Genomic DNA, 14691 nt, shown 5'->3' with positions numbered 1-14691 from the left:
GCGGCGGCGAGGGCGGGCACAGCTGCGGTGCTGCCCGAGGAGACCGGACCTGCCCGCACGGTCCCGGCCTGGGCCACGGCCCCGCTGCCCCGCCCGGCGTCAGATGTGCGCTCCGCAGGGGCCCCGCAGACCGGGCCGCCGCCCCCGCCCGACCACGGAGTGTCCGGCGGACCGGCCCTGCGGCCGCGGTGGTGGCGAGAAGCCGGGCACGCTCTGCGCGATCGGTTGCCCCTGTGGGTGCAGCTGCGATGCGGTCTGGAGCCACGGGCGCTCGCCGCGCTCGCCGTCGTCCTGGCCGGGGCGGCGGTATTCGCGGCGACACACTTCTGGTCGGCCCGCCCCGAGACCGTACGCGCACCCGACCGAGTGGCGGAAGCCGGCACGGTGCAGATGGGCGGGCCCGGACCCGTGAGCGCTCAGTCGCCCGGCCGCACGCCCGGCCCGGCCTTGGGACCGCAGGCCGGCACCGCACCCGCCGGACAGATCGTGGTCGATGTGAGCGGCAAGGTGCGCCGGCCGGGGATCCAGCATCTGCCCGCCGGCTCCCGAGTCGCGGACGCCCTGCGCGCCGCGGGCGGTGTCCGGGAGGGTGCTGATGTCACCGGCCTGAACCGCGCGCGTGTCCTGACGGACGGTGAACAGGTGGCAGTGGGTCTGCCCACCGCGGCGCCACCCGTGGGGGGAGCAGGGGCAGGCGGCACCACACCGGGGCACGCCGGGCCGGCGGCACCGGTGAGCCTCGGCACGGCCACTGTCGAGCAGCTCGACACCCTGCCCGGTGTCGGGCCGGTGCTTGCCCAGCACATCATCGACTACCGCACCGAGCACGGAGGTTACCGCTCGGTCGACGAGCTGCGTGAGGTCAACGGCATCGGAGACCGCCGGTTCGCGGACCTCCGGCCGCTGGTCAGGCCATGAGCGGCCCTGATGCCCAGATGATGAACGGTTCTGCCACCCCCACGACGAACGGCTCCGACGTCCACACGGATTCGGGCCGGCGGCTGGGGGCAGCCGACCCGCGGCAGGAGGCTCCGGCCGATCTGCGGCTGGTCCCACCCGCCCTGGCGGCCTGGGGAGCAGCCGTCCTGGCACTGGGGGCGCCGGGCCGGTGGGTGGCGGCCGGGGCGGTCCTCTGCGCATGTGCCGGTCTGGGCCTCCTCGCCACACACCGGGTCGTGGCACGAGCAGCCCGGGGCACGGCGGAACCGGCGGGGCAGGGGGGCCCGGCGGGTCCAGCAGGGCGGGCAGGCGCTGCGGGCGGGGTTCCGGGGAGGGCGAGGCCGTCTCGGCGCATGGGCACGCGCACCACGGTTGCGGCAGGTGTGCTGCTCTGCGCGGCCGCCGGGGCTGCGGCAGCCGGGCTCCATGGTGCGGACGCCCGCAGCGGTCCCGTCCCCGGGCTGGCGAAGTCGTACGCGCAGGTGGAAGCGGAGGTGACCGTCACGTCCGACCCACGGCAGACCCGGCCGCGAGTACGGGGGGACCACAGCACGCCCGTATCACTGCTTCTGGACGCCGAGGTCGATCGGGTGACCGCGCCGGACGGCACGGTCACCGAGCTCCGCACGCCGGTGCTGGTCATGGTCGCCCCGGGTGACGCGACGGCGCGGTGGCAGCAGTTGCTGCCCTCGACAGGTCTCCGTATCAGTGGGCGGCTCGCGCCCCCACGTCATGAAGGCGAGCGCATCGCAGCCGTCCTCGGTACCGATGCGGACGACCCGCCGTGGGTCACCGAGGATCCCACCCTTGTCCAACGCGTCGCGGGGCACCTCCGGTCCGGTCTGCGGGAGGCCACCGAGGGGCTCGACGCCGATGCGCGGGCTCTCCTGCCGGGGCTGGTCGTCGGCGACACCTCCCGGGTTCCCCCCGACCTGCAGGACGCCTTCAAGGCCACCGACCTCACCCATCTGCTCGCTGTGTCCGGTGCCAACCTGTCGATCCTGCTCTTCCTCCTCATCGGCCCACCCGGCACGGCACTGCGCAGCGAACGCCGTGGCCTGGCTCCCCGGCTGGGCATCTCGCTGCGTATGACCGCTCTCACCGGTGGCGGGGTCGCCCTCGCCTTCGTGATCGTCTGCCGCCCCGAGCCGAGTGTCCTGCGCGCGGCGGCCTGCGGCCTGATCACATTGCTCGCCATCGGGACGGGCCGGCGCAGATCGCTGATCCCCGCTCTGGCCGCGGCCGTCCTGCTCCTGGTGCTGTACGACCCATGGCTGGCCCGCAGTTACGGCTTCCTGCTGTCCGTGCTCGCCACCGGGGCGCTCCTCACCCTCGCGCCGAGGTGGAGCGGTGCTCTTCAGCGGCACGGTGTCCCAGCACGGCTTGCCGAGGTGCTGGCTGCCGCGGGAGCCGCCCAGGCGGTCTGTGCGCCCGTGGTCGTGATCCTGGCTTCGCGGGTCAGCCTGGTGGCGATTCCCTGCAATATGCTCGCCGAGTTCGCGGTGGCGCCCGCGACCGTCCTGGGTTTCGCCGCGCTCGCCGCGGCCCCCGTGTCCATGCCGGTGGCGCGAGGGCTGGCGGAGATCGCCGGCTGGCCGGTCGGATGGATCGCGTCCGTGGCCCGTACCGGCGCCGCGCTTCCCGGGGCGGAGCTCGACTGGCCGGGCGGCTGGCGCGGGGCGGTACTCCTGGCCTTCCTCACGGCCCTGCTGGTGTTGTCGGCCCGCCGCCTGGCCCGCCACCCCTGGGTCTGTTCCGCGGCAGCGCTCCTGCTGGTGCTCGCGGTACTGAGACCGGCGCCCCTCACCCGGCTCATGACGGGATGGCCGCCACCGGGCTGGGCCTTCGCGCTCTGCGACGTGGGGCAGGGGGACGCCATGGTGCTCGCTGCCGGGGACGGTGCGGGAGTGGTCGTGGACACCGGACCTGAACCCCGCCTGGTGGACCGGTGCCTGCGCGATCTGGGCATCACCCGCGTGCCCCTTCTCCTGCTGACCCACTTCCACGCGGACCATGTGCGCGGCCTGCCCGGAGTGCTGAGGGGGCGCGAGGTCGGCGCGATCCAGACCACGTCCCTCGAAGAACCGCCGGAGCAGGCGGCCTTCGTGAAGAGAACAGCCGCGGCGGCGCGCGTCCCGATGGTCCGGGCCGTTCCTGGGGAGCGACGCCGGACGGGCCCTCTCGACTGGCAGGTGCTCTGGCCCGCGGCCGGCACGCCGGGGGCGGCACCGGCCTACACCACCGAGGAACCCAACGATTCCAGCGTCACACTCCTCGTCCGGTCCGGCGGGCTGACCCTGCTGCTCCTGGGCGATCTGGAACCCCCGGCACAGCAAGGGGTGGTGCGGAGCCATCCGGCACTGCCCCGGGTGGACGTGCTCAAGGTCGCGCACCACGGCTCCGCCCACCAGGACGCCGCGCTCCTGCGCAGCGTCCGCCCGAGGCTCGCGCTGATCAGCTGCGGTACGGACAATCCCTACGGTCACCCGGCGGCCCGTACGGTCGAAGCACTCGAAGCAACGGGAGCGAAGGTCCTGCGCACCGACATCCATGGTGCGATCGCGGTGGCGGGCGCCGGTTCGGGGCTACGGGCGGCAGGCAGGTCATGAACGCGACGCACACCCGGTGCCGTCTCCCGCTGCCGAGCCGCCCTCCGCTGCCAGGAGGCTTCTCGTCGCCGAGGCGGAACCCGCCGTCAGACCAGCCAGGCGCCGTCGAGCATCAGCTCGCGCCCCGCCAGCTCGTTCACCTCACGCCATGCCTTCACGGTGTACGGCGTGACGCGCAGATACACCCATGCGGAGCGGCCGCGCGGGTCCCAGGCGAGCTTCGTGGCGAACGCGTCCCCCGATCCGGCGGGAAGGTCCGCCCCCTCCACGATCTCGGCCGTCCCTTCGATCAGCACCACATCGCGGGTGTGCCCGAGAGTGATTCCGACCTGTCCGGACGGAGTCACGTTGACGGCTGTCGGATTGGTCCGCCGGGTGGCCAGCAGCAGCGTGCCCCGGTCCCATACGAACGACAGCGGCACCAGGCACGGGACGCCGGCGGCAGAGGCCGTCGCCACCCATACGTCCTCGTCCTTCTCCAGACGATCGAGTACATCCTGCTTGCGCTGTTCCGGGCCGCGTGCCGGCTCTCGTTCCGTCATGGCCCACACGCTAGCCAGCGGCTGCGGCAGCCACATCCGTCGGCGGCCCTAGGTCCAGGGACGCATGGCGGCGCCCGGTGCGCCGCGACAGACTCACCGCATGAACGAGGAAGCGCAGCAGCCGGCCTCCGCGCCCGCCTGGGTGGGCGCCTATCTGGAACGCATCGGGGCGGCCCGCCCCGCCCGCGCCGATGCTGCGGCACTGCGCGAGCTACAGCTCCGCCACCTGACGGCCGTGCCCTTCGAGAACCTCTCGATCCATCTCGCCGAGGACATCGTCCTGGAGGAGGAGAAGCTCGTCGGCAAGATCGTGACGGACCGCCGGGGCGGCTTCTGTTACGAGCTCAACGGCGCCTTCTCCGCACTGCTGCGCGAACTCGGCTTCCGCGTCACCCTGCTCCAGGCACGGACCTTCGGCGACGGCGGGCGCCTCGGCATTCCGTACGACCACGTGGCACTGCGCGTGGAGACCGACGACGCCACCGGCCCGTGGCTCGCCGATGTCGGATTCGGCGACCACGCACTGCACCCGCTCGAACTGGACACACGCACGGAACAGGACGATCCCTGCGGCGGATTCCGCTTTCGGGAGGCGCCACAGGGAGATCTGGATCTGCTGCGCGACGGCTCGCGGCAGTTCCGTCTGGATCCGCGGCCACGGGTGCTGGCGGACTTCCGGGCCGGCTCCTGGTACCACCGCACCTCGCCGGACTCTCACTTCACCCGCTCACCCATCTGTTCCCGGCGCACCGGGGACGGCCGGGTGACGCTCCGCGGCCGCACCCTGATCACGACTGTGCAGGGCGAACGGCACGAGACCGAGCTGGGCGGCGACGCCGAAGTGCTGGCCGCCTACCGCGACCACTTCGGCCTGGTGCTCACCCGGCTGCCCGCGGTGCGCCCGGGCCCGGCCGTGTGACACGCGGCACGAACGGTGCGGCATGTGCAGAACCTGAACACCGGGGACCGTCCGTCCGGACCTCCGGTTCCCCCTGGGCCGGCACCGCCTGCGCACACCGGCCCACGGTGCGCCTCTACGGCGCCTCCAGCCACCCCTCGTACTCCGCGGCGAACGCATCGAGGGCCGCGGAGTCCAGCCGTGCGGTCGGGTCCTCCACCACCACCAGCCACTGGGCGTCCTCGGCGTCGTCCTCGCCCGCCAGGGCATCACGCACGAGCTGCGGTTCCTCGGTGACGCCGAACCGGTCGGGCAGCTCACCGGCGACCTCCTCGGCCGTGTCGCGGTCCGGCAGCACCAGTACGTGTCTCACTTCGCTCACCCGCTCATTCTCCGGTACGCCAGGATCCGCGTTCCGCCGGGGCGGCTGCCCCGCAGCGTTGTCACAGGGGCGTGGGATGCTGGACCACGATGGCCACCAGACGTAATTCCACCGACGATCCGCTCGCCCCCGTCACGCTCGCCGTGGGCCAGGAGGACCTGCTCCTGGACCGTGCTGTGCAGCAAGTGGTGGCTGCGGCCCGCGCCTCCGACGCCGACACGGACGTCCGCGATCTCACCCCGGACCAGCTGCAGCCCGGCACGCTCGCGGAGCTCACCAGTCCCTCGCTCTTCGCTGAGCGCAAGGTGGTCGTCGTCCGTAACGCGCAGGACCTCTCCGCCGACACCGTCAAGGACGTCAAGGCCTACGTGGGTGCCCCTGCCGAGGAGATCACCCTCGTCCTCCTGCACGCGGGAGGGGTGAAGGGCAAAGGGCTGCTGGACGCGGTGCGGAAGGCGGGGGCGCGTGAGGTGGCGTGCCCCAAGACGACCAAGCCGGCCGAGAGGCTGTCCTTCGTGCGGTCGGAGTTCCGGGCGCTCGGACGTTCCGCCACTCCGGAGGCCTGCCAGGCTCTGGTGGACGCCATCGGCAGTGACCTGCGGGAGCTGGCGAGTGCCGTCTCGCAGCTGGCCGCCGATGTCGAAGGCACCATCGACGAGGCGGTCGTCGGCCGCTACTACACGGGCCGGGCGGAGGCATCCTCCTTCACCGTCGCGGACCGTGCGGTCGAGGGCCGCGCGGCGGAGGCGCTGGAGGCGTTGCGGTGGTCGCTGTCCACCGGCGTCGCCCCCGTCCTGATCACCAGTGCCCTCGCCCAGGGTGTCCGGGCGATCGGCAAGCTCTCCTCGGCCCGGGGCGGACGGCCGGCGGACCTGGCCCGGGAGCTCGGCATGCCGCCCTGGAAGATCGACCGGGTCCGTCAGCAGATGCGTGGATGGACACCGGACGGAGTGGCGGCGGCCCTGACCGCGGTCGCGGCGGCCGACGCCGGCGTCAAGGGAGGCGGGGACGACCCCGAGTACGCCTTGGAGAAGGCCGTGGTCGCCATCGCCCGCGCGGCACGTTCCGGCGGCCGCTGAACCCGGACCGCAGACGGGCCACGCCCCGAGACGGGCCACGCCCCGAGACGGGCCACGCGTGAGGACGGGCCACGCCCGAAGGCCCCGGCGGCGTCCTGGGGAGGACGCGGCCGGGGCCTTCGGTTCACGCTTGGTGCGCCGCACCCGCGTGGCGAACGCAGGTTCGGTGTGCGACGCGGGGTGCCGGTCAGGAGCGGGAGAGAGGGCCCGCTGAGTCCGTTCCGGCGATCACATCAGTGGTTCAGCCCTGGAGGGCGGCAACCTTGAGCGCCAGCGCCGACTTCTTGTTGGCGGCGGCGTTCTTGTGGATGACACCCTTCGAGACAGCCTTGTCGAGCTGACGGGAGGCGTCACGGACGGCCACAGTGGCCTTCTCGACGTCACCGGCAGCGGCAGCCTCACGGGCCTTGCGGATCGAGGTCTTGAGCGAGGACTTGACGGCCTTGTTACGCAGGCGCGCCTTCTCGTTCGTCTTGTTCCGCTTCATCTGGGACTTGATGTTCGCCACGAAAGAGCCTTTTCAGGTTCGTTGGATCTCCTATGTGCGCCACGCCGCTTCTGAGGGCCACGAGGCACAGCTGCCCACGGTAGCAGTCACCTCCGGACCGGCCCAAACCGGTCGCGGCCCCGCAGGCGTGGGACCATGGAGGCTACGTATCGATCCGTCCGACCCGACTTCGACCCGAGACACGGCGTCCGGCGTCTCAAGAATCAGGACCCTGCGTGCCCGCGACTCCTACCAACGTGCCCGAGCCGAGCCGTACCGACCCGGCGCTGATCCGCAACTTCTGCATCATCGCGCACATCGACCACGGCAAGTCGACGCTTGCCGACCGGATGCTCCAGCTGACGGGAGTGGTCGACCAGCGGCAGATGCGCGCCCAGTATCTCGACCGGATGGACATCGAGCGCGAGCGCGGCATCACCATCAAGTCCCAGGCGGTACGTCTGCCGTGGGCGCCCACCGAGGGTGAGGACAAGGGCCCGACCCATATCCTCAACATGATCGACACTCCGGGCCACGTGGACTTCACCTACGAGGTCTCCCGTTCCCTGGCGGCGTGCGAGGGCACCATCCTCCTGGTCGACGCCGCTCAGGGCATCGAGGCGCAGACACTGGCCAACCTCTACCTGGCGATGGAGAACGACCTCACCATCGTGCCGGTGCTCAACAAGATCGACCTGCCCGCCGCCCAGCCCGAGAAGTTCTCCGAGGAGCTGGCCAACCTCATCGGCTGCCGGCCCGAGGATGTGCTCAAGGTCTCCGCGAAGACCGGTGTCGGCGTGGACGCCCTGCTCGACCGGGTGGTCCGGGACGTCCCGGCTCCGGTCGGCGAAGCGGACGCGCCCGCCCGCGCGATGATCTTCGACTCGGTCTACGACCCCTACCGAGGAGTCGTCACCTACGTCAGGGTCGTCGACGGCCAGCTCAGCAAGCGCGAGCGCATCCGGATGATGTCCACGGGCGCCACCCACGAGCTGCTGGAGATCGGCGTCTCCTCCCCGGAGATGACCCCGGCCGACGGCATCGGCGTGGGGGAGGTCGGCTACATCATCACCGGTGTGAAGGACGTCCGGCAGTCCAAGGTCGGTGACACCATCACCTCCCTGAACAAGGGGGCGACCGAGGCCCTGGGCGGTTACAAGGACCCCAAGCCGATGGTGTTCTCGGGGCTCTACCCCCTGGACGGCTCCGACTACCCGGACCTGCGCGAGGCGCTGGACAAGCTCCAGCTCAACGACGCCGCCCTGGTGTACGAGCCGGAGACCTCGGCCGCGCTCGGCTTCGGTTTCCGTGTGGGCTTCCTCGGTCTGCTGCACCTCGATGTGATCCGTGAGCGCCTCGAGCGCGAGTTCGGGCTGGAGCTCATCGCCACCGCCCCCAACGTGGTCTACCGCGTGGACATGGAGGACGGCAGCGAGCACATCGTCACCAACCCGAGCGAGTTCCCCGAGGGCAAGATCGACAAGGTGCACGAGCCGGTCGTGAGGGCCACGGTCCTGGCGCCCAGTGAGTTCATCGGTGCGATCATGGAGCTCTGCCAGAGCCGGCGCGGCACCCTGCTCGGCATGGACTACCTCTCCGAGGACCGGGTGGAGATCCGCTACACCCTGCCGCTCGCGGAGATCGTCTTCGACTTCTTCGACCAGCTGAAGTCCAAGACCCGTGGTTACGCCTCGCTCGACTACGAGCCCACGGGTGAGCAGTCCGCGCAGCTCGTCAAGGTCGACATCCTGCTGCACGGCGACAAGGTCGACGCCTTCTCCGCGGTCACGCACAAGGACGCGGCGTACGCGTACGGTGTCCGGCTCGTCGCCAAGCTGCAGAAGCTCATCCCGCGGCAGAACTTCGAGGTGCCGATCCAGGCGGCCATCGGCTCCCGTGTCATCGCCCGTGAGACCGTCCGTGCCATCCGCAAGGACGTCCTCGCCAAGTGCTACGGCGGTGACATCTCCCGTAAGCGGAAGCTGCTGGAGAAGCAGAAGGAAGGCAAGAAGCGGATGAAGATGGTCGGCAACGTGGAGGTGCCGCAGGACGCGTTCATCTCCGTCCTGTCGACCGACGAGTCGGCCGGCGAGGGCAAGGGCAAGAAGTAGGCCCCGGCCCGTCTCCCGGCCCCGCCCACGGGCCCGCCCCTGTCCGGCCCGGGGCGACCTGGCCGTACGTTCCCGGGAGCAGCCGGGAGCAGCCGGGAGCACCCGGGAGCACCCGGGAGTAGCCCAACCGGCCCCTGTGCCGCGGACCTCCGCGGCGCAGGGGCCCGGTTCGTTATCAAGCGGCGGCCTGCTGCCCCTTACGCGACGGTCCCGCGCGCTCTACCCTGATCACCACCCGTTAGTTACTCGCCAGTTAAACAAGCAGGCCGAGCGGGAACGAGAAGCAGCACATACACACAGCAACACCCATGAGCCGGTCGTAGCAATGCCGCAGGCCCGGAGGACGTCGTGAGCGACACACAGACCCTGATCGATAGCCGACCGCCCTCCGTGGCGACTCTCTTCATCGAGCGCGTGGCGGCCACCCCGCACGGGGAGGCGTACCGCTATCCGGTGCCGGCCGCCTCCGGCCAGGGCCCGGACGAATGGAAGTCGCTCACCTGGGCGCAGGCCGCCGAGCGGGTCCATGCCATCGCGGCCGGTCTGATCGCCCTGGGGGTCCGGCCGGAGGAGCGCGTCGCGCTCGCCTCCTCCACCCGCGTCGAGTGGATCCTCGCCGACCTCGGCGTGATGTGCGCGGGTGCGGCCACCACGACGATCTACCCCTCCACCAACACCGAGGAGTCCGCCTTCATCCTGGCCGACTCCGACAGCCGCGTCCTGATCGCCGAGGACGCCGCCCAGCTGGCGAAGGCCCGGGAGAACAGGGCCGGGCTGCCCGAACTGGCGCATGTCGTCGTCATCGACCCGGCCGGAGTCGAGTCCGCGGAGGGCGACCCCGCGGGCTGGGTGCTCACTCTGGCCGAGCTCGAGGCCCGGGGCGCCGAACACCTGGTGAAGAATCCGGACGCGATCACCGACCGGGTCGCCGCCATCACCCCGGACCAGCTGGCGACGCTCATCTACACCTCGGGCACCACCGGCCGCCCCAAGGGCGTACGGCTGCCGCACGACAACTGGTCGTACATGGCCAAGGCGACCGTGGCGACCGGTCTGATCACCGCGGGCGACGTCCAGTACCTCTGGCTGCCGCTCGCGCACGTCTTCGGCAAGGTGCTCACGTCCGGCCAGATCGAGGTCGGCCACGTCACCGCCGTCGACGGCCGCGTCGACAAGATCATCGAAAACCTCCCGGTGGTCCAGCCGACCTACATGGCGGCTGTTCCCCGCATCTTCGAGAAGGTCTACAACGGTGTCGCCGCCAAGGCACGGGCCGGCGGCGGCGCGAAGTACAAGATCTTCCAGTGGGCGGCCGGTGTCGCCCGCGAGTACGCCACCGTGTCGCAGGACAACTTCCGGCGCACCGGCAAGGCCTCCGTGCCCCTCGCGCTCGGCGCCAAGCACAAGGTCGCCGACACCCTCGTCTTCGCGAAGATCCGCGAGGCCTTCGGCGGGCGGCTCCGCGCCTGCGTCTCCGGTTCGGCCGCCCTCGCCCCCGACATCGGCCTCTTCTTCTCCGGAGCGGGCATCCACATCCTGGAGGGCTACGGTCTGACCGAGTCCAGCGCCGCCTCCTTCGTCAACCCGGGCGAGGCCTACCGCACCGGAACGGTCGGCAAGCCGCTCCCCGGCACCGAGGTGAGGATCGCGGACGACGGCGAGATCCTGCTGCGCGGTCCCGGGCTGATGGAGGGCTACCACCGGCTGCCCGAGAAGACCGCCGAGGTGCTGGAGTCCGACGGCTGGTTCCACACCGGCGACATCGGTGAGCTCTCCCAGGACGGCTACCTGCGGATCACCGACCGCAAGAAGGACCTGATCAAGACGTCAGGCGGCAAGTACATCGCTCCGGCGGAGGTCGAGGGGCAGTTCAAGGCGGTGTGCCCGTTCGTCTCCAACATCCTGGTGCACGGCGCGGACCGTAACTTCTGCACCGCTCTCATCGCGCTCGACGAGCCGACCGTCCTCAGCTGGGCGCAGGAGAACGGGCTGGGCGGCAAGCCGTACGCCGACGTGGTGGCGTCGCCGCAGACCGTGCAGCTCATCGAGGGTTATGTGCAGCGCCTCAACGAGGGCCTGCAGCGCTGGCAGACCATCAAGAAGTTCCGGCTGCTGCCGCGTGACCTCGACATCGAGCACGGCGAGCTGACCCCCAGCCTCAAGCTGAAGCGGCCGGTCGTCGAGCGCGAGTACAAGCACCTCATCGACGACATGTACGCGGGCTCCCGCGAGGCGTAACGGTCCAGGAGCACGTCGGAACGGTCCAGGAGCACGTCGGAGCGGTCCAGGGGCACGTCGGAGCGGGGCCGGTGGGTGCGCGAGCGTCCACCGGCCCCGCTCCGTCTCCTGCCGGCTCCGGCCACTTCCGTCACTCGGTGTTTGCGGGCACGCCCTGTCTGTCACTCTGTCGGGATACGTCAGCGGCGTTTCGCGAGACCGTCAGGAGCCGCACCGTGGGACCCATCCCCTCGCAGCGGGACACCGTCCAGCGCCCCGGCACCGTCGTCGCAGGCCAGGGCGGCGACCCCCGTCCGGTCGCCCGCACGAGCCTGCCCGGGATCCCGCAGGCCTCGGCCGCGGCCCGCAGATTCGTCCGGGCCGCGCTCGCCGACTGGACCGGGCTCGGCCTGCCCTCCACCGGTGAGTTCGGCGAGCGGCTCACCGACGACGCGCTGACCGTGGCCAGCGAACTGGTCACCAACGCGGTCGTGCACGCCGGGACGACGGTCGAGCTGCTCCTGCGGCTGGAGGACTCGGCCGGGCCCGCGCCGGCCGCGCTGGTGCTGGAGATCACCGATCACCATCCCGCCCGGTCGGTGCGCGACAGCCGCACCGAGCGGCCCGACCCCGCCGAGTACGGCCGTGGGCTCCAGCTCGTGGCCACCCTCGCCGAATCCTGGGGCATCACCTACCGCACCGGGCTCAAGACCGTCTGGGCCCGTCTCCCCGGCGACGACCACTACGGACTGCTGCCCGGTACCCCGGCTGCCGACGACGCCTCCCGCGGACGCGGTCCGCGCCCCGGTGGCATCCTCGTCCCCGCGGCCGGGCACGCCGTGCGCGACGACGCGGGCTGGGCCGGGGGCGGCGGGCTGTCCTTCCTCGCCGAGGCCTCCGGCCTGCTCGCGGGCCAGCTCGACGAGGACCTGGTGGCCTCGACGGCGGGCACGCTCCTGGTGCCCCGGCTCGCCGACTGGTGTGCGATATGGCTGGAGAGCGAGGGCGGCGGCCCGGCGGCCGTGCCCCGGCTCGCGGGGGTCTGGCACCGCGACGAGGCCCGGACCGGTCTGCTGCGCCCCGCTCTGGAGAAGGAGCCGCTCCGCTTACCCGGAAGCGTCGGCACCGGCCCCGTCCCCATACCGTGGCCCAAAAGCGCCACGGCGCCGCGCGGGGACGGCACGGGCGCCGCCCTCGCCCACCGGATCATCTCGGGCGGGCGCACGCTCGGCGCCGTTCTCGTGGGCCGCGAGGGCACCGACCACATCCCCGACGAGGTCGCCGCCCTCCTCGCGGACTTCGTGCGCCGGGTCGGACTCGCCGTGGGGGCCGCCCGCGCCTACACCCGCCAGGCCACCATCAGCCGCATCCTGCAGCGCGGCCTGCTGCCCAGCAAGGTCGCCGAGATCCCCGGGGTCACCAGCGCGCTGGTGTACGAGCCGGGGGACGACGGGGTGGTCGGCGGCGACTTCTACGACCTCTTCCCGTGCCCCGGCGGCCGCTGGTGCTTCGTACTCGGAGACGTCCAGGGCAGCGGCCCCGAAGCCGCCGTCGTCACCGGGCTCGCCCGGCCCTGGCTGCGCCTGCTGTCCCGGGAGGGCCATCGCGTCGGCGAGGTCCTCGACCGGCTCAACCGGCTCCTCCTGGACGACGCCATGGAAGCGGCCGACGCCGCCGCCCTCATGGTCGCGGCGGCGGGCGGTCAGCAGATCCCGGGCGACGCGCAGACGCCGGGCGGCTCCCAGTCCCGCTTCCTCTCCCTGCTGTACGGCGACCTCGTGCCGCTCCCGGGCGGCGGTGTGCGCTGCACCGTGGCGAGCGCCGGCCATCCGCTCCCGCTGCTGCTGCGCCCGGACGGCTCCGTACGCCCGGCCGCCGAGCCGCAGGTGCTGCTCGGAGTCGTCGAGGACGTGGCGTACGGCAGCCGGACGTTCGACCTGGCACCCGGCGACAGCCTCCTCTGTGTCACGGACGGGGTGACGGAGCGGCGCTCCGGGCGGCTGATGTTCGACGACGGCGACGGCCTCGCCCGGGTGCTGGCCGGCTGCGCGGGGCTCCCGGCCGCCGGGATAGCCGACCGGATCAAGCAAGCCGTCCACGCCTTCGCCGAGCGGCCGCCGGACGACGACCTGGCCATGCTCGTGCTCCAGGTCGACGGATACGCGCAGGACGGAAAGGCGGATGTGCGGGGCGGCTCCGCCGGCGAGTGACAATGGACGGTATGCCTTCCGTACTGCCCGATGGTGAACCCGTGCCCGACGACGGGGCGCTGCCCCGCCACGCCCTGGAAGGCGCCGCCGGCCGGCCGCTCGGCTTCTACCTGCACGTGCCCTACTGCGCCACCCGCTGCGGCTACTGCGACTTCAACACCTACACCGCGACCGAGCTGCGCGGTTCCGGCGGCGCCCTGGCCTCCCGGGACAACTACGCCGCCCACCTGGTCGAGGAGGTCCGCCAGGCCCGCAAGGTGCTCGGCGACGATCCCCGCCCGGTCCGCACGGTCTTCGTCGGCGGCGGTACGCCGACGCTGCTCCCCGCCGCAGACCTCGTCCGGATGCTCGCAGCGATCCGAGAGGAGTTCGGGCTGGCCGAGGACGCCGAGATCACCACGGAGGCCAACCCGGAATCCGTCGGTCCGGCGTATCTGGCGACCCTGCGGGAGGGCGGCTTCAACCGGGTCTCCTTCGGCATGCAGAGTGCCCGCCGGCACGTCCTGAAGGTCCTGGACCGCACCCACACGCCCGGCAGGCCCGAGGCCTGTGTCGCCGAGGCCCGCGAGGCCGGCTTCGAGCACGTCAACCTCGACCTGATCTACGGGACCCCCGGTGAGTCCGACGACGACTGGCGGGCCTCCCTGGACGCCGCGATCGGCGCCGGACCCGACCATGTGTCCGCGTACGCGCTGATCGTCGAGGAGGGGACCCAGCTCGCCCGGCGCATCCGCCGCGGCGAGGTCCCGATGACGGACGACGACGTCCACGCCGACCGCTACCTGATCGCCGACGAGGCGATGGCGGCGGCGGGCTTCTCCTGGTACGAGGTGTCGAACTGGTCCCGTACGCCCGAGGGCCGCTGCCTGCACAACGAGCTGTACTGGCGCGGGGCCGACTGGTGGGGCGCCGGGCCGGGGGCCCACAGCCACGTCGGCGGGGTGCGCTGGTGGAACGTCAAGCACCCCGGGGCCTATGCGCAGGCCCTGGCCGAGGGCCGTTCGCCCGGGGCCGGCCGTGAGGTCCTCGGTGACGAGGACCGGCGGGTCGAGCGCATCCTGCTGGAGCTGCGGCTCGTCGAGGGCTGTCCGCTGTCGCTGCTCGCCCCCGCCGGCCTCGCGGCGGCCGGCCGCGCGGTGGCGGACGGGCTGCTGGAGCCCGGTCCGTACGGTGAGGGCCGGGCGGTCCTCACCCTGCGGGGCCGGCTGCTGGCCGAC

Annotated in this window: 11 protein-coding genes; 8 read left to right on the top strand and 3 right to left on the bottom strand. The window is 72.1% G+C overall.

Translation table 11 applies throughout. The annotated features are described in order from the left end of the window. Together VN520_RS15315 and VN520_RS15310 are read left to right on the top strand one after the other, a co-directional pair. Positions 1-918: helix-hairpin-helix domain-containing protein (locus tag VN520_RS15315; protein WP_414719854.1), on the top strand; the 918-nt coding region annotated here is incomplete at its 5' end. Beyond that, on the top strand, positions 915-3548 hold the full coding sequence (locus VN520_RS15310; RefSeq protein WP_414719853.1) for a ComEC/Rec2 family competence protein: 2634 nt from the start codon (positions 915-917) through the stop codon (positions 3546-3548). The genes VN520_RS15315 and VN520_RS15310, both read left to right, overlap by 4 nt. Before the next feature lie 86 nt (positions 3549-3634). Here VN520_RS15310 and VN520_RS15305 read toward each other — a convergent pair whose 3' ends face one another. Further along, entirely contained in the window at positions 3635-4090 is a 456-nt protein-coding gene (locus VN520_RS15305; RefSeq protein WP_325747465.1) for a pyridoxamine 5'-phosphate oxidase family protein, read from the bottom strand. Positions 4091-4190: 100 nt separating this feature from the next. Here VN520_RS15305 and VN520_RS15300 point away from each other — a divergent pair, with 100 nt between their 5' ends. Beyond that, positions 4191-5009: an arylamine N-acetyltransferase family protein gene (locus VN520_RS15300; RefSeq protein WP_325747464.1), complete on the top strand. Its 819-nt coding sequence runs from the start codon at positions 4191-4193 to the stop codon at positions 5007-5009. A gap of 115 nt (positions 5010-5124) precedes the next feature. Here VN520_RS15300 and VN520_RS15295 read toward each other — a convergent pair whose 3' ends face one another. Then, positions 5125-5370, bottom strand: coding sequence for a hypothetical protein (locus VN520_RS15295; RefSeq protein ID WP_325747463.1), 246 nt, complete (start codon positions 5368-5370; stop codon positions 5125-5127). Positions 5371-5459: 89 nt separating this feature from the next. On the opposite strand from VN520_RS15295, the gene holA reads away from it, so the two are divergent. Next, the gene (holA, locus tag VN520_RS15290) at positions 5460-6449 is read left to right on the top strand and encodes a DNA polymerase III subunit delta (RefSeq protein WP_325747462.1); all 990 of its coding nucleotides are present in this window, start codon (positions 5460-5462) and stop codon (positions 6447-6449) included. Positions 6450-6690: 241 nt separating this feature from the next. Here holA and rpsT read toward each other — a convergent pair whose 3' ends face one another. Further along, complete coding sequence (gene rpsT, locus VN520_RS15285) at positions 6691-6957, bottom strand: 30S ribosomal protein S20 (RefSeq protein ID WP_325747461.1); 267 nt, start codon at positions 6955-6957, stop codon at positions 6691-6693. Positions 6958-7172: 215 nt separating this feature from the next. On the opposite strand from rpsT, the gene lepA reads away from it, so the two are divergent. From lepA to hemW, 4 genes are all read left to right on the top strand, one after another. After that, positions 7173-9047 (top strand): translation elongation factor 4, encoded by a 1875-nt coding sequence (lepA, locus tag VN520_RS15280; RefSeq protein WP_325747460.1) that lies wholly within the window; start codon positions 7173-7175, stop codon positions 9045-9047. A 348-nt stretch (positions 9048-9395) separates the two neighbouring features. After that, entirely contained in the window at positions 9396-11285 is a 1890-nt protein-coding gene (locus VN520_RS15275) for a long-chain fatty acid--CoA ligase (protein ID WP_325747459.1), read from the top strand. Between the two features lie 215 nt (positions 11286-11500). Then, a complete protein-coding gene (locus VN520_RS15270) occupies positions 11501-13474 on the top strand; it encodes an ATP-binding SpoIIE family protein phosphatase (RefSeq protein ID WP_325747458.1) in 1974 nt (657 codons plus the stop codon). Between the two features lie 11 nt (positions 13475-13485). After that, positions 13486-14691: radical SAM family heme chaperone HemW (hemW, locus tag VN520_RS15265; RefSeq protein WP_325747457.1), on the top strand; the 1206-nt coding region annotated here is incomplete at its 3' end.

This window comes from Streptomyces sp. (genome assembly GCF_035563135.1).
Lineage (GTDB): Bacteria > Actinomycetota > Actinomycetes > Streptomycetales > Streptomycetaceae > Streptomyces.
Note: the sequence above shows the minus strand (reverse complement) of the source record. Positions and strands in the feature narration are given on the sequence as shown.

What these genes read in the sequence shown, in the direction of transcription:
- VN520_RS15310 (WP_414719853.1), top strand. Translation starts at nt 915, where the DNA reads ATGAGCGGCCCTGATGCCCAGATGATGAACGGTTCTGCCACCCCCACG.
- VN520_RS15305 (WP_325747465.1), bottom strand. Translation starts at nt 4,090, where the DNA reads ATGACGGAACGAGAGCCGGCACGCGGCCCGGAACAGCGCAAGCAGGAT.
- VN520_RS15300 (WP_325747464.1), top strand. Translation starts at nt 4,191, where the DNA reads ATGAACGAGGAAGCGCAGCAGCCGGCCTCCGCGCCCGCCTGGGTGGGC.
- holA (WP_325747462.1), top strand. Translation starts at nt 5,460, where the DNA reads ATGGCCACCAGACGTAATTCCACCGACGATCCGCTCGCCCCCGTCACG.